At 41.3% G+C, this 21,171-nt stretch carries 18 protein-coding genes and 2 tRNA genes; 5 read left to right on the top strand and 15 right to left on the bottom strand.

Going from position 1 to position 21,171, the window contains the following annotated elements; all coding sequences use genetic code 11:
* Positions 1-11: 11 nt before the first annotated feature.
* The 9 genes from H8S64_RS06495 to H8S64_RS06535 all read right to left on the bottom strand — a co-directional run bounded on the left by H8S64_RS06495 (position 12) and on the right by H8S64_RS06535 (position 12,675).
* Positions 12-1,487 (bottom strand): oligosaccharide flippase family protein, encoded by a 1,476-nt coding sequence (locus H8S64_RS06495; protein ID WP_186975413.1) that lies wholly within the window; start codon positions 1,485-1,487, stop codon positions 12-14.
* 3 nt (positions 1,488-1,490) lie between these two features.
* Entirely contained in the window at positions 1,491-2,540 is a 1,050-nt protein-coding gene (locus H8S64_RS06500) for a polysaccharide pyruvyl transferase family protein (protein ID WP_186975414.1), read from the bottom strand.
* Positions 2,530-3,741 carry a Coenzyme F420 hydrogenase/dehydrogenase, beta subunit C-terminal domain gene (locus tag H8S64_RS06505; protein ID WP_186975505.1) on the bottom strand — a complete coding sequence of 404 codons (1,212 nt, stop codon included), beginning with the start codon at positions 3,739-3,741 and terminating at the stop codon, positions 2,530-2,532. The genes H8S64_RS06500 and H8S64_RS06505 overlap by 11 nt, the downstream gene beginning before the upstream one ends.
* The gene (locus H8S64_RS06510) at positions 3,741-5,003 is read right to left on the bottom strand and encodes a nucleotide sugar dehydrogenase (protein ID WP_186975415.1); all 1,263 of its coding nucleotides are present in this window, start codon (positions 5,001-5,003) and stop codon (positions 3,741-3,743) included. The genes H8S64_RS06505 and H8S64_RS06510 overlap by 1 nt, the downstream gene beginning before the upstream one ends.
* 9 nt (positions 5,004-5,012) lie before the next feature.
* Positions 5,013-5,987, bottom strand: a complete 975-nt coding sequence (locus H8S64_RS06515) for an SDR family oxidoreductase (protein ID WP_186975416.1) — start codon at positions 5,985-5,987, stop codon at positions 5,013-5,015.
* A 21-nt stretch (positions 5,988-6,008) separates the two neighbouring features.
* Positions 6,009-6,770 (bottom strand): hypothetical protein, encoded by a 762-nt coding sequence (locus H8S64_RS06520; RefSeq protein ID WP_227214736.1) that lies wholly within the window; start codon positions 6,768-6,770, stop codon positions 6,009-6,011.
* Between the two features lie 74 nt (positions 6,771-6,844).
* A complete protein-coding gene (locus tag H8S64_RS06525) occupies positions 6,845-7,375 on the bottom strand; it encodes a UpxY family transcription antiterminator (protein ID WP_186975417.1) in 531 nt (176 codons plus the stop codon).
* A gap of 537 nt (positions 7,376-7,912) precedes the next feature.
* Positions 7,913-9,229, bottom strand: coding sequence for an MATE family efflux transporter (locus H8S64_RS06530; RefSeq protein WP_186975418.1), 1,317 nt, complete (start codon positions 9,227-9,229; stop codon positions 7,913-7,915).
* Positions 9,226-12,675, bottom strand: coding sequence for an AAA family ATPase (locus tag H8S64_RS06535; protein WP_186975419.1), 3,450 nt, complete (start codon positions 12,673-12,675; stop codon positions 9,226-9,228). Before H8S64_RS06535 ends, H8S64_RS06530 begins: the two co-directional genes overlap by 4 nt.
* A 118-nt stretch (positions 12,676-12,793) precedes the next feature.
* Here H8S64_RS06535 and H8S64_RS06540 point away from each other — a divergent pair, with 118 nt between their 5' ends.
* Positions 12,794-13,096: a Dabb family protein gene (locus tag H8S64_RS06540; RefSeq protein ID WP_186975420.1), complete on the top strand. Its 303-nt coding sequence runs from the start codon at positions 12,794-12,796 to the stop codon at positions 13,094-13,096.
* On the opposite strand, the gene H8S64_RS06545 is transcribed toward H8S64_RS06540, so the two are convergent.
* The 6 genes from H8S64_RS06545 to H8S64_RS06570 form a co-directional block, all read right to left on the bottom strand.
* Positions 13,093-14,097, bottom strand: coding sequence for a type II toxin-antitoxin system HipA family toxin (locus H8S64_RS06545; RefSeq protein ID WP_186975421.1), 1,005 nt, complete (start codon positions 14,095-14,097; stop codon positions 13,093-13,095). The genes H8S64_RS06540 and H8S64_RS06545 overlap by 4 nt on opposite strands.
* The gene (locus tag H8S64_RS06550) at positions 14,094-14,414 is read right to left on the bottom strand and encodes a HipA N-terminal domain-containing protein (RefSeq protein WP_186975422.1); all 321 of its coding nucleotides are present in this window, start codon (positions 14,412-14,414) and stop codon (positions 14,094-14,096) included. Before H8S64_RS06550 ends, H8S64_RS06545 begins: the two co-directional genes overlap by 4 nt.
* Positions 14,411-14,614: a helix-turn-helix transcriptional regulator gene (locus H8S64_RS06555; RefSeq protein WP_099294559.1), complete on the bottom strand. Its 204-nt coding sequence runs from the start codon at positions 14,612-14,614 to the stop codon at positions 14,411-14,413. Before H8S64_RS06555 ends, H8S64_RS06550 begins: the two co-directional genes overlap by 4 nt.
* 158 nt (positions 14,615-14,772) lie before the next feature.
* Positions 14,773-14,845, bottom strand: a tRNA-Gly gene (locus tag H8S64_RS06560).
* A 9-nt stretch (positions 14,846-14,854) separates the two neighbouring features.
* Positions 14,855-14,927 (bottom strand) — tRNA-Gly (locus tag H8S64_RS06565).
* A gap of 133 nt (positions 14,928-15,060) precedes the next feature.
* A complete protein-coding gene (locus H8S64_RS06570) occupies positions 15,061-15,492 on the bottom strand; it encodes an Hsp20/alpha crystallin family protein (protein ID WP_186975423.1) in 432 nt (143 codons plus the stop codon).
* A gap of 211 nt (positions 15,493-15,703) precedes the next feature.
* Between H8S64_RS06570 and H8S64_RS06575 the strand changes: the two genes are divergently transcribed.
* From H8S64_RS06575 to H8S64_RS06590, 4 genes are all read left to right on the top strand, one after another.
* A complete protein-coding gene (locus H8S64_RS06575) occupies positions 15,704-16,216 on the top strand; it encodes a gamma carbonic anhydrase family protein (protein ID WP_186975424.1) in 513 nt (170 codons plus the stop codon).
* Between the two features lie 68 nt (positions 16,217-16,284).
* Positions 16,285-16,944: a ribulose-phosphate 3-epimerase gene (gene rpe, locus H8S64_RS06580; protein ID WP_099292531.1), complete on the top strand. Its 660-nt coding sequence runs from the start codon at positions 16,285-16,287 to the stop codon at positions 16,942-16,944.
* Between the two features lie 61 nt (positions 16,945-17,005).
* A complete protein-coding gene (locus H8S64_RS06585) occupies positions 17,006-17,881 on the top strand; it encodes a cell division ATP-binding protein FtsE (RefSeq protein WP_186975425.1) in 876 nt (291 codons plus the stop codon).
* Positions 17,882-17,891: 10 nt separating this feature from the next.
* Positions 17,892-21,140 (top strand): S41 family peptidase, encoded by a 3,249-nt coding sequence (locus H8S64_RS06590; protein WP_186975426.1) that lies wholly within the window; start codon positions 17,892-17,894, stop codon positions 21,138-21,140.
* The last annotated feature ends 31 nt before the right edge of the window (positions 21,141-21,171 follow it).

The following is a 21,171-nucleotide window of genomic DNA, read 5'->3' on the forward strand; positions in this document are numbered from 1 at the left end:
GATAAATTTAGCTACTCCACCTTAAACATCTTCAATACATTAATATATTTCCTTACAATAGGATACAATTGATTATAATACACCTCTCCAACAAAACGTGGTAAGAAAAGATATGTAAAAATCAACATAAGACTAAAAAGAAATACAAAAACAATTCTTTCCCCAATATTGTGATTGAAATAAAATAAAAATAAAGTACCTAACATCAAATAAGGAATAGAATATTTCATCGATTTAAAGATCGACTTGAATATTACAATTATAGTTATATCAACTTTATAAGCGAGATAACATAGTTTAATTAAAAAAATCACAAAGCTAATCAGTACAACAGCAGCTGCAATCCATTCTATTCCCCAATCAATCACATAATAAAAAACAACAAATGACAATACGCAAGATAATACACACGTACAAAAATAAAATTTGACATAAGCCAAACTTCGGATAAAACAATCTGTTATCCGAGAATATATACTAAATAAAATTACACATGACAATATTCTCATTGTCAATGCCTGATCTAACCATTTATCACCCAAGAATATCGTAATAATCAGTTCTGCATTGAAGAAAAACAACATAAACAATGACATAAAAACAGAACCAACTAATGATATTGATTTTATAAAAGCAGAACGAATAAATATTGACGAGTCCTGCCCTTTTGACAAGATCGGAAATAAAGTCGTATCAAAAATAGATTCAAATTGATTTATTATAGAGTCTAAAAAACCTTTAGTTCTATAAAACTCACCTAGTACGATAATACTCCCGTATTTCGAAAGCATTAACTTATCAATCTGCCTATAAAAACTAAATATCAATCTAGATAAAGTCAACCAACCTCCAAAGTTTACAATACTTCTCACATTACCAATCTTTATCACAAATTTTGGACGATAACGAGAAAAATAGAAAGACAAAATCATCAACAAAAGAACATTAATAAAATTTAATAGAATAAATGCATAAAATCCACCTCCATTAAACGCATAAATAATTGCAACAATAGCACTAACTATATAGGCAACAAGCTTAATTATTCCATATTTGAAAAAATCTAACTCCCGCATCATTAATGAACGCGCAATGCTATTGATAGAAAATGGAATCAATGTCATTGACACTAAAACAAGAGGAAATTCTAATGACTTATCAATTATAGTTGACGATATTAAATTAGACAACAACAATAACAACAGGGTAAAAAAAGTTCCTAAAAGAAAAGCTAAACTAAAAGCTGTATTAATATAATTATTTGTAATCTCTTTCTTTTGTATAATTGCCGCTCCAATTCCAGCTTCTGATAAGGATTGAAATATTACAAAAATACTATTTAATGCCGCATAATACCCAAAATCTGCTTTAGACAAAATCCTTGACATAATTGAAAAAACAAGTATTTCAATTATTCCTGATAATATTGTTACAATTGTTTGAGCAGATAAACCTTTAATCGTTTTATCAAAATTATTAGTACTCATGAACTAATTAAATAAAGCATTCTTTAAATAAGCCAAAGAATCACTTCTCGCTTGAGATAACAGCGCATTAACTCTTTCATAATCAATCTTTTTATATAGACTCTTCTTTCTTAATTCAAAATCATTAGAATCCAGTACCAAACGCTCCGATAATCCTAAAATATCCAATAAGGAAGATAATCTTGTTGTACGATCTTGATGCCCAGGAAGAACTATAAAATCTTTATTAAAAATAATAGCAAAAGCCAACCCGTGAAATGAATCAGTTAAAACGAATCTTGCAGATGCAATATTTTTCAACCATTTACGCGGAGATGGGTTATAACAATGTCTATATTTATCAAAAAACATTTTAGGACTAAATGCCGACATTATTATTGATTTCAATTTAAAATCAGCCTCTAAACAATCTAAACAATGAAAAAAATTATCATCTTGAATAAACTTGAAACACACAATTCGCTCTTTGGGCTTGACATTTTCTATCAATTCACTGTAATCTCCGAACAATAAAGTCGGATCCAATACTTGTGTTGCTTCTATCCCAAACTCATTTTTACATATCTCCACTCCTGAATCTTCTCGTACAGATATAGCTGAATAATTATCAAGTGCCTGTTTTACATCATTATTATGTACTATATCCCATTTATTTAGACCGAAACTTGACGCATAAGAAATTCGCTTCACATTAGGCTTCAAAGATGCAAACATATATGTCAGCAACTTATCTCCAACAATTTTAGGATTCCATATTTGATCACTACCAGAAATATAACAATCAACCTCTGGCAATAAAGAAAAATCAAACGAATACATTCTCTTTGTTAAGCGAGGATAAAACGACCTTTTAAAAAGACAAAATTTTAACCACCTCACTCCATTAGTAATTAATGATTTAATTCTTACTCGCTCTTTAATATCATTTCTATCAACAAAGTCAATTAATGTAACTTCACACCCCAAAAGCTGTAATACTTTAACTGTTGCATACGTCTGTAACAATGCACCATAATTTAAAGAATAATGTATAGTTAACAAATTAACCTTCATAATTTTTCAGACTATTCAAAAATCGTTTTACACATACCTTCGTCCACAAAAATGTAGCCTTATGCCCAATAACAATATTCATTCTATATATCAATCCCATAAAACCTCTTCCTTGGTATAAATTCATTAGTGATTGATACGAACTATATTTATACACAAACTCCATATATTTTCTAAAAATATTAAAATTCAAAAAACTTCTTCCATGAATCAACCTAGTATTTGCATTAAGAGCTTCTTGCCAAGATATTTCATGAAAAGTAATATTAGAATTTTCTATTAACTTTTGTCCCCTTTCACTGCGAATTACAACTAAAGATATACCATTATTATGCTCATCTTTAAAATTCTCATCTCCCCATAAATCTCCAATTGTCAAATCAGATAATCTATTTTGTCGTGCAAATTTACAAGCATAACATGAATATCTATTTGTAAGCCCAGAACTAAACGCCAAGATTGGTAAATTTTTATACCCAAAATCTGTAATTTGCTTATTTAAGCCATACCCTTTTAGTGCATATTTAAAGTTTTTACTCTTCCATCCCAAATCTTTATCTCTAAAACTTTTTATTCCTACAACATTTGAATTCTCTTTTATAAATTGACGCATAGGCAATAAAGATGGAAAACCCGCACATATTATATCTACCGTATACAAATTTTCATAACGCTTTTTAAGAAAAGCGAATAATCCTCCAATCTGACATGTTACTCCAGAAAAAAGTACTTTTACACCTTTATTCAACTTTTCCTTAACCCGAATGTAAATACCAGAAAGATCCCCTTGCTGATACTTTGAGCCTTGCAAAAAATGTAAATCTTCTAATTTTTCAAGCAGAACATATTTTACTACAAAACCATCTATAATTGCCCCCACTACACAGCCTCCCTCTAAAAGAAATTTATTGGCAAGCGCAGCAAATATTCCACCAGATGCGCTTAATAAACGTTGAGGTAAATCATTAGACCATGCTCCATATGGTTTTACCACATATTCGTTCTTTTTCAAATAAGATTTTGTAATAATAGGACACGATGCACTACATGCCCCACACTTTACACACAACTTTACGTTCACATATGGATACAAATGCCCATCAGTACCTACACAAGAGGTTAAAGCACCAAAACGACATGAATCAACACATGCCATACACCCCGTACATTCTTTTTTATGTGCTAATTCTGGGTATTTCATTATAATCGACCATCAATTAGTGTTCTGTCCATAACTTGTTTTACATCGTAAATCACACATTTTTTTCTCACAAATGAATTAATATCCAATGTTCTAAACTCATCATGAGCAACCGCAAAAATTAAAGCATCCACTTTTTGTGACGGTAACTCGTTCGTCAACTCTATACCATACTCCTGTTCCACTATAGCTGGATTCGCCCAAGGATCATACACCATGATATCCAAATTATATTCTTTCAATGTTTTATAAATGTCTATCACTTTCGTGTTTCTCACATCAGGACAATTCTCTTTGAACGTAAATCCTAATATCAATATTTTGGAACCTAATACATGAATACCTTTCTTCAACATCAATTTGATCACTTCATTTGCCACATATTCTCCCATCCCATCATTCATACGGCGCCCCGCTAAAATAATTTCAGGATTGTAACCAAGTCGTTGAGCGCACTGAGCCAAATAATACGGGTCAACCCCTATACAATGTCCCCCTACTAAACCCGGTTTAAACGGTAAAAAATTCCATTTCGTGCTAGCAGCTTCCAATACATCTTGAGTGTCTATTCCCAATTTATTAAAAATCTTTGACAATTCGTTTACAAAAGCGATATTAATATCACGTTGTGAGTTTTCGATCACCTTTGCAGCCTCTGCAACTTTTATTGAAGGAGCCAAATGAGTACCAGCCATAATCACCGAACTATACACGTCGTTTATCAACTTCCCAACTTCAGGCGTGGAGCCTGAAGTAACTTTCTTGATTTTTTCTACCGTGTGAAGTTTATCTCCAGGATTTATGCGTTCCGGGCTATATCCCGCAAAGAAGTCCTTGTTAAATTTCAATCCAGAAACGTTTTCCACAACCGGAATACATTCATTCTCCGTCACCCCCGGATAAACAGTTGACTCGTAAACCACGATATCACCTTCCTTTATCACCTCACCAACTATTGTACTAGCTCCATAAAGCGGCTTCAAATCCGGGTTGTTATTCATATCTACCGGAGTCGGAACAGCCACCACATAAAAATTACAATCCCGTATATCTTCAATATTAGTCGTGCATGTAAAACCATTTTTTAAAGCATTTTGAAGAAGTTCATCTGATACTTCTAAGGTTACATCATGTCCCTCCATTAATGCATCTACCCTGGCTTGATTCATATCAAAACCAATTGTTTTATATCTTGTGGAAAATAAACGTGCCAATGGAAGTCCCACGTACCCAAGACCTATTACTGCAATTTTAATATCCATATTATGTTCCTATTTCAAATTATTCCAATACCACTTCACGGCTTCCTTAAGCCCTTTTTTCATATTAAACTTTGGATTATAATCAAGCAATTGTTTAGCCTTATGAATAGAAGCCAAAGAGTGAGGAATATCCCCCAAACGATTAGGTCCATGCAAAATTTCAACATTTGCAATTTCTTGATCATATTCACTTAAATATTCTTTCAAGTAATCAACCAATTGGTTTAACGTAGTTCGCTCACCATATGCCGTATTATAAATCTGATTAACCGCATCAGGATTCTTCGTCGTCAATGCTAACATATTCATCTGTATCACGTTATCCACATAAGTGAAATCCCTGCTATATTCTCCGTCACCATTAATTACTGGACTTTCGTATTTCATTAATTTTTTCACGAACAAAGGAATAACTGCAGCATAAGCTCCATTAGGGTCTTGCCGTCGACCAAAAACATTAAAATAGCGTAATCCGATATACTCCATCTCATACGTCCGAGCAAAAACATCCGCATAAAGCTCGTCAACGTACTTTGTTATCGCATATGGAGACAAGGGTTTACCAATATTATCTTCGACTTTTGGAAGGACTTGACTATCTCCATAAGTAGAAGAACTTGCCGCAAAAACGAAACGTTTAACTCCTGCATCCCGTGCAGCAACCAACATATTCAAAAAACCACTCACGTTTACGGCATTTGAGGTAACAGGATCCTTTATACTCCGAGGTACTGATCCTAACGCCGCCTCGTGCAAAACATACTCTACCCCGACAATAGCCTTTTGACAATCCTCTAATTCCCGAATATCACCAACAATCAACTTGAACGTTTTCGGGTATCTTTCAATTAGAGGTAACAGATTCTCAATATGCCCCGTTGCAAAATTATCCAAACATACAACCTCGTCCCCATGTTCAAGTAACGCTTCGCAAAGGTTAGAACCAATAAAACCGGCTCCACCCGTAACCAATATTTTTCTCATTTTTATAAGACTAAAAAAGTATTATCTATTTATATTAGATAAATTAAACTCCCGCTTTGCCAAAATCGCAAAAACCTCCGATACCAAACCAAAATCCGCGTCCTGCCCCGCTTGCCGGAAGCACTCGATTCTTTTATCCTCCTCACGCTCCACGCTAACCCGCAAACGAGCCCGTTCTTCCTCCAAACGTTTATAATCTTCCTTGGGCAACATCATCGCCCCAACCACGTCATCATACAAGCAAATAGCATCCCACCAAGACAACAACACACCACGAGCACCACCTCGAATATATCCCAAGGCCTCCGTGACCAAGTGCCCTGCAAGTTCCCCACACGCCTCATCTCCGGCAAAATAATAACAATTACATAGCATCCGGCAAATATTCGGTGTCCGACAAGGCAACGCAATCCTGCCGTTCCCCCGTGCCGACAGTATCCGGTACGCCGCGTCCAAACCGTTTTTCAAGTAACCCAAGTCCGAGTACAACTGGTAGACATCCATCTTGTCCGCCGCGTAACCGGCACGGGTATCCACGGGAACATCACCGTTCAACTGTCCCGGGTACAAGTGAACTATCGATTTCGCTCGCTCGTGGATAGCACCGGGAGTGCCGAAATCATTCTCCAACCACGGGTATACCCGTACCATAGAGTACACCGTCAGGTAACCGTGTAACAAACCGGACAATAATGCCGGGGAATACAACCGGAAATCAAGACTGTCCAGTTGCTTGTACAACTCGTGAAATAAACCTTTTTCCATCTCTATTTCTTGATTCACGATTTTAGATTTATGATTTTAATTGTACTTCTTGACTCTTTTTTAATCATAAATCGTAATTCATAAATCTTAAATTAATTGTTTCTCTCTATTTTTTCAAGGAATGAACCCGGGATATAAGATGTGGCAATCGATGCAACACCATCCAAGCGGATTACCACCCGCTTGTGACCTCGCAAACGCACCAGCTCTCCTTCCAACCCCACTAACGGACCTTTAATCACTCGAATCCGATCACCTCGCTTCAAGTCTTTATTCAATACCTCGATTCCGGCGGCAGAAAAATCCAACAAGAACATGAAATCTTCCATCTGCTTGTCGGGAACGATCAAGGAATGGCGACCTTCGATATCCTTCAAGTAAACAATATTCAAGGAATACTCGTTGAGTAAGGAGAAACTCGTCACTTTATCCGTACGGATAAAAATCATACCGTGAATCAAAAGGACACGAATCGTTTTCCGACCAAACGGGGTATCACGAACTTGCTCCTCACGTGGGAGAAAATTCTCGATTCCCAATTCATCCAATTTCTTTTTGATCACCAATTCTTGGTTCACTCGCGTGTAAGCGACATACCAATGCAATTTCTTATCCTCGATCATGTAATTGTTTATTCTATCAGCCGACCGGACGCGCTTCGCGCACTAACCCTATTACCGGTCCTGACTTATTGCCATGTGTTTCATGCGCCCCACTTAAACAGTGTTATATATTATAGACGCACGAAAGCTGTTTTGATAAACGATATTTCATATCAACAAACCATCGTTTAATGCGCTGCAAATATACATCATTTTTATTTTCCGCAAATATTTCCAGTGACATTTTTTATTTCTCGTAATTAAGTGATTATGTTTTTGTGAATTTTGTTAGTGAGCAAATATTGTTAATGCCATTAAACGATCATTTATTAATTCACAAATTGAATTATGAAATAACAAAGTATCAAATAGATACGACACATTCTTGTAAACATTTGAATGATCATTGCACAATCATTGCCTAACCACAAAAATCCTGCATATACACATCATAAATATAGCATAAACGCAAATTTACGTCTATGCTACGTTCATGATTCGTTCATGCTTCGAACTTGAGGTTAGGTATCGATAGACTTAGTATGGCGAAAAGATATACTACAAGTCCTTCATCTTCTGCAAATACCCCTCCGAGAATATCCGGCGGCTCCATACGGTCTGCATGATTCCCCGTAAAGCCAGATAAACAAGAAACGAAAGCCATAACATGTGATTGTTCGTGGCCCCGGAACAGGTATAATATATAAGGAAGAAAGCCCCGGAAGCAACCAACATCGCCCACAACATGTATCGGGTAGCCGTGGCTCCTATCAAAATACCGTCCCATAGAAAAGCGGCAAATCCTGCCAAGGGAATTGCCAGAACCCAGTAAAAATAATGGCTTGCCGTTTGAATCACTTCCCCGTCATTCGTGAGCAAACCGAGAAAACCTTCTCCCCCGACTACATATAAAACGGTAAACACCAAGGATAATCCCACGCCCCAGCCGAATAAAGCCCGTACAGCCTGTCGCAATCGGCGAAGATCACAAGCCCCCACGTAACGTCCGGCAAGAGCCTCTCCCGCGTAAGCAAAGCCATCCATGATATAGGAGAATAAGGTAAACAACTGCATTAACAAAGTATTGACAGCCAGAATCACATCCCCCTGTCTTGCTCCCGTGGAAGTGAAAAATGTAGTTACCCCGATCAGGCACAAGGTACGCAGGAAAATATCCCGGTTCACGGCAAAGAATCTGCGCATGGCAAACAACTGAAGACTCCCCTTGAATTTGATAAGAGGTCGTAACTCCTTAAAATTAAACCACCAAAGTCCGGCAGCCATAAATACCCCGCTGTACTGGGCTATCACTGTTCCCAACGCCACCCCCTCGACTTTCATCCCGAACACGAAAACCAGACACGCGCTGCACAAGATATTGATCACGTTCATCACGATAGCGATATACATCGGGTAGCGGGAATTTTGCATCCCGATAAACCACCCCGTGAATCCGTATTGTGCCAGCACGGCAGGTGCCCCCCAAATGCATATCCGAAAATAAGTAACAGCGTATCGTTCTACTTCAGCACTCGTGTCCAATAACCTGAAAGCCAAGCGTTCTATGGGATATTGAAGAATCAGCATCAGTACGGCGGAAATCAGTCCCACGCTCACCGCCTGCACGAGAACCCGCATTTCCGCATCTTGGTCTTTTCGCCCGAATGCCTGTGAGGTCAGTCCACTGGTTCCCATCCGCAGAAAACCGAAATTCCAGTACAAAATATTAAACAATAATCCCCCCACCGCGATAGCACCGATAAAGGCGGTAGCCCCCAAATGCCCCACGATCGTCACGTCCACCAATCCCAACAAAGGAACGGTGATATTTGACACGATAGAAGGAATAGCAAGACGAAGTATTCTACGATTCATTGCTTGTACCCGATTGTCTGCCGTTCCGAAATCATACTATCCAACATTTGCGGGGTGAACATCTCCACGTCCTGCTTTACAATCGAATAAGTATGCTCCGTACCATTAATCTTTCCATTCTTTGCCAAACGTTGTATCCGATTACGAATCATCATTTCCGCGACCAGTTTTATCAAACGGGCACTCGCGTGACTTCGTTTCTTGTTGTTCACGATATAGGAAATAAACTGAGCCATATGCTGTTGTGCCGTCCGGGTCATACGGGTATTGTCCGTCGCCAGATCCCGTTTGAGTATTTCCATTAACTCCTCCTCCGTGTAGTCCTCGAAAACAAGAATATTAATCATATCGGAAACCTTCTCCACCTCGTCGTTAATAATCTGGCGGGGCGGGTCCTGTTTGGCGTAAATCACGTTATAAGCCCCCGGTTGAGTCGCCAATTGGTTCACGAGTATAGCCCTCACCCGATCCCGGAAGCCGGAGATTTCATTCAGGCTACTGGAATCTTCATCGAAGAAGAACAGTCCCCCCTTGGATTGCAACAAGGCAACACCGATACTCTGCACGGCATCCTCCTCCGTCAACCCGATCAGACGTTCCACCTTAAAGCTGGTCACCTCGCTCTTGTCTATAATTCCCATGGCTTTATAAATACGGGCGATAATACGTGCAACCGTTCCCTTCCCCATACCGGAATTACCGGTAAAACACCATTGCAGGGACAGACGGGTATTTAGCTTGATCCCTTGTTGATTGTAATGACGAGCTAGATCCACGAAATCATGAATCTGTTTTTTAAGCTTCTCTTGTCCTATCATGTGATCCAAATCCTTCAAGGCCGCGGTGATTGACTTCTCGTCAAAAGTATCCTTGTAGGAATTGGGAAGCTCGGAAGTTGCAGTGGGTATATCCGCTGCCATCAACGTCGTGATCTCTTTCCGGGTAAGTTCCCTCTCTTTTCTAATCTTCATGGTGCGGGCAGACAGGTTGTGAATGGCTTTATCCACCATCTTATCGACAAATAGAGCATTCCCGAAATATTTATCATGTTCTTTGCATACCTGTGTGACCAAAGCATGGAATGCCTCTTTCGCCTTCGGGTGCAAAGTGTAATTCTTCTCGGTTATCTTCTGGACGGCTATTTCCAGCAACTCTTCCGGCGTGTAATCGGCAAAATGGAAGTGATACGGGAAAAGCGTCTTCACTCTCGGGTTCCCGGCAAGCGCCTTGTCCATTTCATCAGGATCGCCACTCAATATCACGATGGTATCCCCGTTATCCGCGGGCGACAATTGCCCGAAAATAACGCTTAATGCCGAAGCTCCCGCACTGTCTTGGAATAATGTATGAGCGTCTTCCAAGAAAAGGATACCACCCCTCGCCTGTTCAAACACGTACATGGCAATCTGTTGAGGCGGAATAGAACCGTCGCCGATAAGTTCCCCCCTGCTCCTGACCGTTACCATGGACGTTTGCAATATCCCCGCGGACTCGAATATCTCCCCGAGCATACGTGCCACGGTAGTTTTTCCCGTTCCCCGGTTCCCGGTAAACAACATGTGCAGAGGCGGAATCACATCGGCATAACCGTGTTTCTGTCTTTCCCGGATAAAATAAATATAATTGATATAGCTGATCAAGCTGTTTTTCAATTCCTTCGAGCCGATCATCTCGTTAAACGCGTCTACCGATTTATTCGGATCGGGCTGCTCAAGGGTTTCGATATCCTCTACCTTGAGCAACATCATATCCTCTTTCGAGCGAGTACCCTTGTGATTCGACATCAAGCGCTTTGCCATCCGGTTCGCGGCATCGTTCAATCGTTCCTCTATAAACCTGCCGTTATCGAATCCCGAATCTTTCACGGTACAGCAATCCTTCAGCATATTAAAGAATTTGTTCTCCGCCTCCGGCGTAAACTTGAATTGCCTTCTTTCCAGCATCTGGCGGGTAATCTCCATCAATTCATCCGCCGAATAATCGTCAAAGATAAACTGGTAAGGGAAACATTTCTTCATACCCGGGATTCCATCGGAAATAGCCTGCAAAGGCATCCCGTCTCCCGCCATGACCACCACCAGAGGCGGTTGTTCCTGTTCCAGTATTCCCAACAACACGGTAAAAATACGCATCGCCGGATCGTTCGGGTCATTCGTCGGGTACAATTCGTCAGCATCCTCTATGTAAAGGATTCCACCCGTACTCTTCGCGATGGCTTCCCGAATTAATTGTTCTTCCACCGCCATCCCCGGCCGGGAAAAATCCTCCCGTTTATATTGATGTATTTTCCCGTTCGCCAAAACACCCGAATGGTAGAGAATCTCTCCCACGATCCCGGCAACCGTGTGTTTACCGGTTCCCGGGTTACCCATAAAGATCATGTTCATCAGAGGAAGTTTATCACTGAAGCCGTTCTCCTGCCGCATCTTCACGAACTCCGCCAACTCGTAAACACGGGTAATTTCTTCTTTTACCTTACGTAACCCGACCAGTTGGTACAAACGGGACAGTGCCTCCTCCTTATCTTGGGGTGTTGACGACATACCCGCCGCCTCGTGCACCTGACCGTTCACCGCGGCTATTTCGTCGGCGAAATTATAGGGCACATCCTGTTCTCCGATGGCAAACTCCAGTTGAATCACGGGTTGATCGAAGCACGATACTTCTACCCGGTATTCTCCTTCCTCCCAGAAATTCTCCAGCCCGGCTCCCAGATCCAAGGCGAAACAAAGCAAACGCTTTCCCTCCCGGTTCGGGATATAGTAATTTCCTTTAGCTACCCGATTCGCTTTCAACATCCCGCTCGAGTCAAAAATATTTATCATGAATTCATACGTCCATTCGTCGGACAAGAAATTCTCCGCCACGAGATAGAAACGCACGTCTGTCAACCCTTCCCCGGCAAAAGCCCGAAATGAATGAGGTCGTTGTACATCGGGAGCCTCCTCCACGCATTTATCCAAACCGATATCCAATAATTGGAAATAATCACGATACAGATCGTGCGATTCCAACAGATGTATTTCATCGGACAAGCCCGCCTGCCCGTTGATAACCATTTGCACCCGGTAAACACCCTCTTTAAGAGTAAAACCGGTGAAGTCTTCAGTAGAGAAATCGGTCGAAAACCGGAAAACAGGTTCCACCTCCGGAATGGTAACCTTTCCCCCCTTTTGCGCCACGAGCACAGGTTGCTCCCCGTTCATATACACGAGAGCGGCAACAATCTCCGCGTCCCATGCCTTTTCATCAAATTGTTTATTTATTATTTCCGTATCCACGTACAACCTCTCCACCTCGTTCAACCGGAAAACCGTGCGATAACGCTTGTTCCCGGCGAAATCAATGCTCCCGCTACAACTCGTGCGAATACTTTTGAATTTAAAATTTATATCTGTAGCAGCTTGATTTTTCGACACTTTTGTGCTTTTTGCTTTCCCTGCCATAATCGTTTATTTATATTTTTATTACTCTGTCATCCCCTCCGCTTCTCTTCGCTTCCAAAATTAGCTTTATTTTTGACAAAAGACTATTTTTGCATCGTTTTATTTAAAATCAAAAAGTATGCTAAAACATATCGTCATGTGGAAACTCAAGGAGTTTGCCGAAGGAAAAACAAAAGCGGAAAACGCACTCATCATAAAAGAAAGTCTGGAAAGACTCGTAGGCATCGTTCCGGAAATCAAATCGCTGCAAGTCGGTATCAACGAGAAAAATTCCGATATGGCATACGATGCCGTTCTTATCTCGACCTTTGAAGATGCTGATGCACTTGCCCGCTACAAAGTCCACCCGGAACACGTGAAAGTAAGCGATTATTGTAAAAAGATCCGTGAAAGCCGGGTTTTCGTGGATTTTACCGATTAAATTACACTCTGCCTCAAGAACCTGCTCAGACGTTCCTGATAGGAACGTCTATACATCCGCTTGATTTTATCGTCCAAAAACGAACGGTCTATCAACTTATCAATCAGTGGATTGTTATCCGAGAACATCTTGATAATTGCATCCCGTTTTTTAGGTAATACACCTGTCCGGTTGGCAAATGTGATAAAATCTTCTTTGCACGGGTGACCGCTATTGTGGTAAACCTCAGAATGTTCACTTTCCGGCATCAGACCACCTTGCAGTGCAAAATCCTCGTCCCGCACGTGAATGGATGTATTCATCAAGTCATAAGCGGGAGATAATAGGTAGTCACCGTTAGCAGATTGTTGCAATGAAAAGTTTTTCAAATGAGCATCGCCATTGGCAAACAGATAGTTAAATATAAGGAGCGTAAATAACTTGCTCATTTCCACCTGCCACGCCGACACGTTGGCTTTCAATAGTGTAGCTACATCCTCGTAGCTTCCCGTGTATTTGTAATCCTTGCCATGAGTGAAAGTTGTTTTTTGTGCCAATGATGAAAAATCTTCCTGCTTGATTTTATTACCATTAATATCAAAGTCAAAACGCTTGGTAATATATGCCGCATCCCCGTTTGCAAAAAAGAGTAGTCCGTTTTCGGCAACATTTATCTTGTAGACTTGCTTGGCTATTTGCATGGTCAAGTGTTCATTGGCAGGAATAAAGTTACGAAAACGCAAATACTTGTAGTTCGGCATAGGCTTAATTATATATCGCCCCTGCTGTCCGGTCGGGGTAAGTATAATTTTCCCATTCTCCACAATAGCCGAAAGTTTCTCTTGCACTCCCGATACGGATATTTGATTAATGCTTTCGGTAACCTCCAAGCAATCCGCATCATAATCGAAATCCAATACAGGTGAAACCTTTTTCCCGTTAAATAGATTTTTTCGACAAACAGGGCTATACGTGTCGAACCCCGGAATCAAATTGCCGGGACAAACTTCAATCTTTATCATATCTTGTTTACCGTTATGGCCCCTATCGTGTCAGTGTGAGCCGTTGCTAATAATAACCCGAAAGCATCGTTCTCGTCAATTTTCAGAGTCTGACATTGGATGGCTTTATTTGTCCCCTCCGAAAGCATATTATAAAAGAACGGAAAAAGTTCTTTCGACAAAAATTCACGTTGGCTTTTCGGAAATGACAGACTGATTGCTGTTTGCTCCTTGTCAAGCAAGAACGCATCATCATAACGAAAAATATATACTCCATACTCTGTTTCTGTCAACGTTCCGGCCAACACACCATTAGCGTAAACTTCCGCTTGTCTCATTTAATTACCTCCTTCACTTTCAGTAATAATTCCAACCCCAGTGTATCCGCGATTTTAGTCAGCGTACGAACAGAAGGATTGCCCTTGCCTGTCTCTATACTTTTGATTATCCGCAGGCTTACTCCGGAATAATCTGCCAAATCTTGCTGAGTCAATCCCAACAAAGCCCGACGTTCTTTTATAATTGAATAAAAAATCATAGGTGCATTATTTTGCCTTTTACCAACAAAAATAATATTTTTATTTGACAAAACAAACGAATAGTGCATTATATTTCACCAGAACACGCTCCTGCACCCCGAAACAGAATAAAAAAAAAGAGAGATTCAAACTAATTTCGAATCTCTCTTTTCGGGGGAGCGAAAAACGGGGCTCGAACCCGCGACCCCGACCTTGGGAAGGTCGTGCTCTACCAACTGAGCTACTTTCGCGTGAAAGTGAGCGAAAAACGGGACTCGAACCCGCGACCCTAACCTTGGCAAGGTTATGCTCTACCAACTGAGCTATTTTCGCATTCAAACTAATTTCAGAACTCTCGTGAGGTGTTCCTCGATTGCGATGCAAAAGTAATACCTTTTTTCTAAAAGCAAAAAAAAATGACCGATTTTTTTTAGAGAAATCGGTCAAAACTCCACGTACTAATTATCTACTTAACCTGAATCGTTCTGCTTATTTTACTCTTCTCCTCGTTCTTCGGCATTGTAATTTCCAGAATACCATCCTTGTACGAAGCTTCAGCCTTCCCCACGTTATACTTGTCTTCGGGCAGCTCTACCGTACGATGAAAAGAAACGGAAGAAAATTCTTTTCTCAGAAATTTTTGATCTTTATCCTTCTCCTCTTTCTCCTCCCTCTTCTCGCACGAAATCGTCAAATAACCGTCCTTGTACTCCAACTTAATGTCATCCTTGTTCATTCCCGGAACTTGAAGCTCCAATGTCAAAGTTTTCTCGTTCTCCTTCACGTTAAGAGCCGGTAACCTCCTCTGCTCTGTCGTCTCCCCGTAAGGCCATATAAAATCATCCAGTAAAGATGAATAGAAAGGCCTTAAATCATTGTTTCTTTTTACGATACTCATAAATAATTCTCCTGTTATTTAGTTTAGAAATTATATGCCATTATACGTCTTCCCCGAGCATCCGGTTTCAAAAAGAATACGTAATAATCCGTCCGGTGACTTGTTTTCTGCCGTATATTTAGTAATTTCGACTCGTCAAAAAAATTATGAACCGTAAAATTGAATATTGATATCATTTTCAATCTTCAGTTTTCAATTTTTCAATTAAATTATGGCAATTATTAGAGAACTAAACGGACACACCCCGAAATTCGGGAAAAATTGTTTCTTGGCAGAAAATGCCGCCATTATCGGTGAAGTAGAAATGGGCGACGATTGCAGTGTATGGTACGGTGCTGTTTTAAGAGGTGATGTACACTATATAAAAATAGGAAATAACGTCAATATTCAGGATAACGCGACAATACACGCTACTTACCAGAAATCCCCGACCAATATAGGGAATAACGTATCTATCGCCCATAACGCGGTTGTACACGGGTGCACGATCCACAATAACGTACTTATCGGAATGGGCGCCATCGTGCTGGACAACGCTATTATCGAAAGCAACTCAATCGTGGCAGCCGGAAGCGTGGTTACCAAAGGGACTGTAGTTGAATCCGGATGGGTATACGCGGGTGCTCCCGCCAAAAAACTCAAACAAATGGGACCGGAATTATTACATAATGAAGTGGAGCGCATTGTCAACTCCTACGCTATGTATGCCAGCTGGTACAAATAATAATTGAAAATGGAGAATTGAAAATGAAAGATTCTCCATTCTAAATTTTAAATTCTAAATTTCAAAAAATGAGTGTTATTGTTTCTCCCTCGTTATTATCTGCAGATTTTCTGCATCTTTCCAAAGATATTGAAATGGTAAATCAAAGTGAAGCCGATTGGTTTCATCTGGATATCATGGACGGCGTTTTCGTGCCGAACATCTCGTACGGTCTTCCGGTAGTGGCTCAAATCAAGAAAGCAGCCCAAAAACCTCTGGATGTACATTTGATGATCGTGCAACCCGAAAGATACGTGGAAGCATTCCAGAAAGCCGGAGCCGATATTTTAACCGTGCATTATGAAGCCTGTACCCACCTCCACCGGACAATTCAACAGATAAAAGCACAGGGAATGAAAGCAGGAGTTTCCCTCAATCCCCACACCCCCGTTATGCTTCTGGAGGATGTCATCCGGGATATCGACGTGGTATTACTCATGAGCGTAAACCCCGGTTTCGGTGGCCAGAGTTTTATCGAGGAAACCATCAATAAAGTCATTAAATTAAAGAAATTAATCCGGGAAACAGGTGCGAAAACTTTAATCGAAATTGATGGCGGTGTAAACTTCGAAACCGGACAACGTCTGGTAGATGCAGGCGCGGATGCTTTGGTTGCGGGAAGTTTCGTTTTCAACTCCCCCGATCCGATGGCAAATATCAAAGGACTGAAAGAATTAACGATTTCTTGATTGCAGATTTTAGATTACAAAATGCATCATAAATCGTAAATCATAAATCTAAAATTACAACGTGGAAGCAATCATAAAACTTGAAAACGCGGTCATCCGCCAACAACAAAATACCATATTGAAAGAAGTCTCGTTAGAGATTGCCGAAGGGGAATTCGTGTATCTGGTAGGTAGAGTAGGTAGTGGAAAAACGTCCTTACTAAAAACTCTGTATGCCGAACTCCCCTTGAAATACGGTAATGGTGAAATAGCGGGCTACAAATTGAATAAATTAAAAAAGTCACAGGTTGCTTATTTGCGCCGCAAATGCGGTATCGTGTTTCAGGACTTCAAGTTACTGACCGACAGGAATGTTTACGCCAATTTGGAGTTTGTTCTAAAAGCCACGGGATGGAAAGATAGGAAAGCGATTCGCGAAAGAATTAATGAAGTGTTGGAAAAAGTCGGTTTGCCCGACAAACGGGATAAATTCCCTCACCAATTGTCCGGCGGGGAACAACAACGCGTAGTTCTTGCCCGGGCATTACTTAACGCCCCTCCCATCATTCTAGCCGACGAGCCGACAGGTAATATTGATCCGGAAACAGCCTACCAATTGGTAGAACTCTTGAAAGACATCTGTGATAGCGGAAAAACGGTAATCATCGCCACACATCAATACGATTTAATCCATCGCTTCCCCGGACGAGTCTTCCGGTGTGAAAACGGAACATTGCACGAAGATTTTTCTTTTGCCCTTCCCCCTGTCATAATACCGGAAACAGAAGCAGAAACAGAAATTCTTACCGAAATCGAAGAAACGGAAACAGAAATGGAGATAAAAGTAGAAGTAAGTATTGATGCCGAGGTTATAAACGAACCGGAAAAGACTCCCGAAAAGGACAAGAAAAAAGATGATGACAACGATTCGGATATCGTTGGGTTTGAATTAATTTAATCTGTTAAATATGAATTTTATTAAACTTATTCTGATTTGGACAAGTTTGCTGTTATTTTCAAACTTGTCTGCACAGGAACATCCTCTATGGATGCGTTACCCGTCCATAGCACCCGACGGAAAGACAATCGCTTTCTGCTACAAAGGAGATATTTTCCTTGTAGACGCTGCCGGAGGTAAAGCTACACAGTTGACAACCCATCCCGGCTATGACTATCATCCGATATGGTCGCCGGATAGCAAAACTATCGCGTTCACTTCCGGACGTGACGGGGGGATGGATCTTTACACGGTACCGGTAAATGGCGGAACCCCTACCCGTCTGACGACGTTTTCCGGCAGTGCTACCCCGGAATGTTTCACGAATGACGGGAAAAATATTCTTTTCCGCGGCTCCCTTTTACCGGATCAAAAATACGGGCAATTCCCATCGGGAGGACAAGTATATTCAGTACCCGTGACCGGAGGTCGTCCGAAACAGGTATTGACTTTTGAAGCCTACGATATCTGTTTCTCGAAAGATGGTAATAAAATGTACTACCATGACTTGAAAGGATACGAGGACGAATGGAGAAAGCACCATACTTCTTCCGTGTGCCGCGACATTTGGGAGTATGATTTGAAAAACGGAGAATTTAAAAACCTGACAAACAAACAGGTAGAAGACCGTAATCCCGTGTTGGCGGCAAACGATAACACGCTGTATTTCCTAAGTGAACGTTACGGTAGTTTCAACGTGTGCAAAATGTCTTTAGACAACCCGCAAACGATTGAACAAGTAACGAAATTCACCAAACACCCGGTTCGTTTCCTTACCCGCTCGAATGAAGATGTATTGTGTTTCTTCTTTGACGGGGAAATCTATACCATGACTCCCGGCAAACAACCCAAAAAAGTGAACATCAATATCGTGATGGACGACCCGGTCCCGGCTGTCAGTAAAATGAGTTGGTCCAACGGAGCGAGAGAAGTTGCCGTATCCCCGAACGGGAAAGAATTTGCCGTTGTCATCCGCGGTGATATTTTTGTTGCCAACGCTGAATTCGGTACCACCAAACGCGTCACGAACACTGCCGCCCAAGAGCGCAACGTGAACTTCTCGCCGGACGGACGTTCCCTCGTGTACGCGTCCGAACGTGACGGACAATGGAATCTCTACATTTCCCGTATCAAAAACGCTGATGACCAATCTTTTGTTTACGCTCGTGAAATAGAAGAAGAACAACTCACGAAAGGCGGACAGGCTTGTTTCCAGCCTCAATTCTCCCCGGACGGGAAAGAAGTTGCCTATCTCGAAAACAGAACCGAAATCAAGGTACTTGATTTAAAAAGTAAAAAATCGAGAACCGTTTTACCGGCTAAATACAATTATTCTTACGCCGACGGGGATCAATCCTTTGAATGGTCACCGGACGGACGTTGGATTCTGGCACAATTCTTCGAGGAAGGCGGTTGGCAACACCCGGACATCGCCCTCGTGAAAGCGGATGGCAAAGGAGAAATACACAATCTGACGAATAGTGGTTACACCGATGCCAATCCCCGTTGGGTGATGGGGGGCAAAGCTATTATCTGGTACACGGACCGCCAAGGTTTACGCAGCCACGGTAGCTGGGGAGCACAAGGTGATATCTACGGACTTTTCTTGGATACCGATGCTTATGACCATTTCATCATGAGCAAGGAAGAACGGGCATTGGCTCAAGAACTGAAAGCCCAACAAGCTAAAAAAGAAAAGGCCGATACCTTGAAGAAAAACGATAAACAAGGCAAAGACACGAAGAAAAGCAAAGAATCCCCCGCCCTTCCTGAACTGAATTTCAACTTGCAAAACTTGGAAGACCGGATGATTCGTATGACAATTCACTCCTCCAACTTAGGGGATGCCATATTATCCAATGACGGAAACAAGCTGTACTATCTGGCTGCATTTGAAGGTGGTCACGATTTATGGGTGCACGATTTCGAGAATAACACTACCCGCATCTTATCAAAAACGGGACGCCGCGGAGCATTAGAACTGTCGAAAGACGGGCGTACCCTTTATTTATTATCCGGCGGACAGATTTTCACGGTAAATCAAAGCAACGGGCAACTGAAACAATTGAATTACAAGGCTGATTTCGAGTGGAAACCGACAGAAGAACGTGCAAGTCTGTATAATCACGTGTGGCAGCAAGTGACAGATAAATTCTATGATAAAGACTTCAAAGGAGTTGATTGGCCATTTTATAAAAAAGCCTACGAACGTTTTCTGCCGCATATCAACAATGATTATGATTTTGCCGAACTTTTGGGTGAGATGCTGGGAGAATTGAACGCCTCGCACACGGGTGCCCGGTATTACGCCCGCTCAAATCGTGCGGCTACGGCTAACTTCGGTGTATTCTTCGACCAGCAGTTCAACGGTGACGGTTTAAAAATCAGCGAAATTATTGAACGGGGACCACTGGATTTATCCGGGGACAAGATTACGGCAGGCATGATCATCCGGAAGATTGACAATCAGGATATCAAAAAGGGTGAAGATTACTTCGCTTTACTGGAAGGCAAAGCAGGAAAACGCACGATGCTAACTATCTACGACCCGATAAAGAAAAAAGAGTGGGAAGAATACGTGAAACCTATTTCCGCCGGCATGTTGAATCAATTATTGTATCAACGGTGGGTGAAACAACGCCAACACATGGTGGACAGCCTGTCAAACGGGCAAATCGGTTACATTCACGTTGCCTCTATGGATAGTCGCAGTTTCCGGAAAACATATTCTGAATTATTAGGTCGCTACCGGAACCGGAAAGCGGTTATCATCGACACCCGGTATAACGGGGGCGGCTGGTTGCACGAGGATTTGCTGCATCTGTTAAGTGGTAAACAATACGCGGAATTTGTTCCCCGCGGACAATTTATCGGTATCGATCCGTTTGCGCAATGGACAAAACCTTCAGCCGTGCTGATTAGCGAAAGCAATTACAGTAACGCGCATGGATTCCCGTGGGCTTACAAAGAACTGGGATTGGGTAAACTGATCGGTATGCCTGTCCCGGGAACAATGACTGCCGTGTGGTGGGAAACCATGATCAATAATGTCACATTCGGTATTCCACAGGTGGGTATGAAAGATAACCAAGGTCGCATTCTCGAAAACATGCAACTGGAACCGGACATTAAAGTGTCTAATGATCCTGCAAGCGCAATGCAAGGTCGTGATTTACAAGTTGAAGCTGCCGTGAAAGATTTGTTAAAGCAAATTAAATGACATGCTTATAAATAAAAAAAGTGGCGGGGAA

It is taken from the genome of Butyricimonas hominis (genome assembly GCF_014287455.1).
GTDB lineage: Bacteria > Bacteroidota > Bacteroidia > Bacteroidales > Marinifilaceae > Butyricimonas > Butyricimonas muris.

Excerpts from the sequence above, each read along its gene's own strand:
- H8S64_RS06505 (WP_186975505.1), bottom strand. The coding sequence starts at position 3,741 with ATGAAATACCCAGAATTAGCACATAAAAAAGAATGTACGGGGTGTATG.
- H8S64_RS06545 (WP_186975421.1), bottom strand. The coding sequence starts at position 14,097 with ATGATAAAGATTGAAGTTTGTCCCGGCAATTTGATTCCGGGGTTCGAC.
- H8S64_RS06500 (WP_186975414.1), bottom strand. The coding sequence starts at position 2,540 with ATGAAGGTTAATTTGTTAACTATACATTATTCTTTAAATTATGGTGCA.
- H8S64_RS06570 (WP_186975423.1), bottom strand. The coding sequence starts at position 15,492 with ATGAGTATCGTAAAAAGAAACAATGATTTAAGGCCTTTCTATTCATCT.
- H8S64_RS06590 (WP_186975426.1), top strand. The coding sequence starts at position 17,892 with ATGAATTTTATTAAACTTATTCTGATTTGGACAAGTTTGCTGTTATTT.
- H8S64_RS06535 (WP_186975419.1), bottom strand. The coding sequence starts at position 12,675 with ATGGCAGGGAAAGCAAAAAGCACAAAAGTGTCGAAAAATCAAGCTGCT.
- H8S64_RS06555 (WP_099294559.1), bottom strand. The coding sequence starts at position 14,614 with ATGATTTTTTATTCAATTATAAAAGAACGTCGGGCTTTGTTGGGATTG.
- H8S64_RS06510 (WP_186975415.1), bottom strand. The coding sequence starts at position 5,003 with ATGGATATTAAAATTGCAGTAATAGGTCTTGGGTACGTGGGACTTCCA.
- H8S64_RS06575 (WP_186975424.1), top strand. The coding sequence starts at position 15,704 with ATGGCAATTATTAGAGAACTAAACGGACACACCCCGAAATTCGGGAAA.
- H8S64_RS06525 (WP_186975417.1), bottom strand. The coding sequence starts at position 7,375 with ATGATCGAGGATAAGAAATTGCATTGGTATGTCGCTTACACGCGAGTG.
- H8S64_RS06540 (WP_186975420.1), top strand. The coding sequence starts at position 12,794 with ATGCTAAAACATATCGTCATGTGGAAACTCAAGGAGTTTGCCGAAGGA.
- H8S64_RS06515 (WP_186975416.1), bottom strand. The coding sequence starts at position 5,987 with ATGAGAAAAATATTGGTTACGGGTGGAGCCGGTTTTATTGGTTCTAAC.
- H8S64_RS06550 (WP_186975422.1), bottom strand. The coding sequence starts at position 14,414 with ATGAGACAAGCGGAAGTTTACGCTAATGGTGTGTTGGCCGGAACGTTG.
- H8S64_RS06530 (WP_186975418.1), bottom strand. The coding sequence starts at position 9,229 with ATGAATCGTAGAATACTTCGTCTTGCTATTCCTTCTATCGTGTCAAAT.
- rpe (WP_099292531.1), top strand. The coding sequence starts at position 16,285 with ATGAGTGTTATTGTTTCTCCCTCGTTATTATCTGCAGATTTTCTGCAT.
- H8S64_RS06495 (WP_186975413.1), bottom strand. The coding sequence starts at position 1,487 with ATGAGTACTAATAATTTTGATAAAACGATTAAAGGTTTATCTGCTCAA.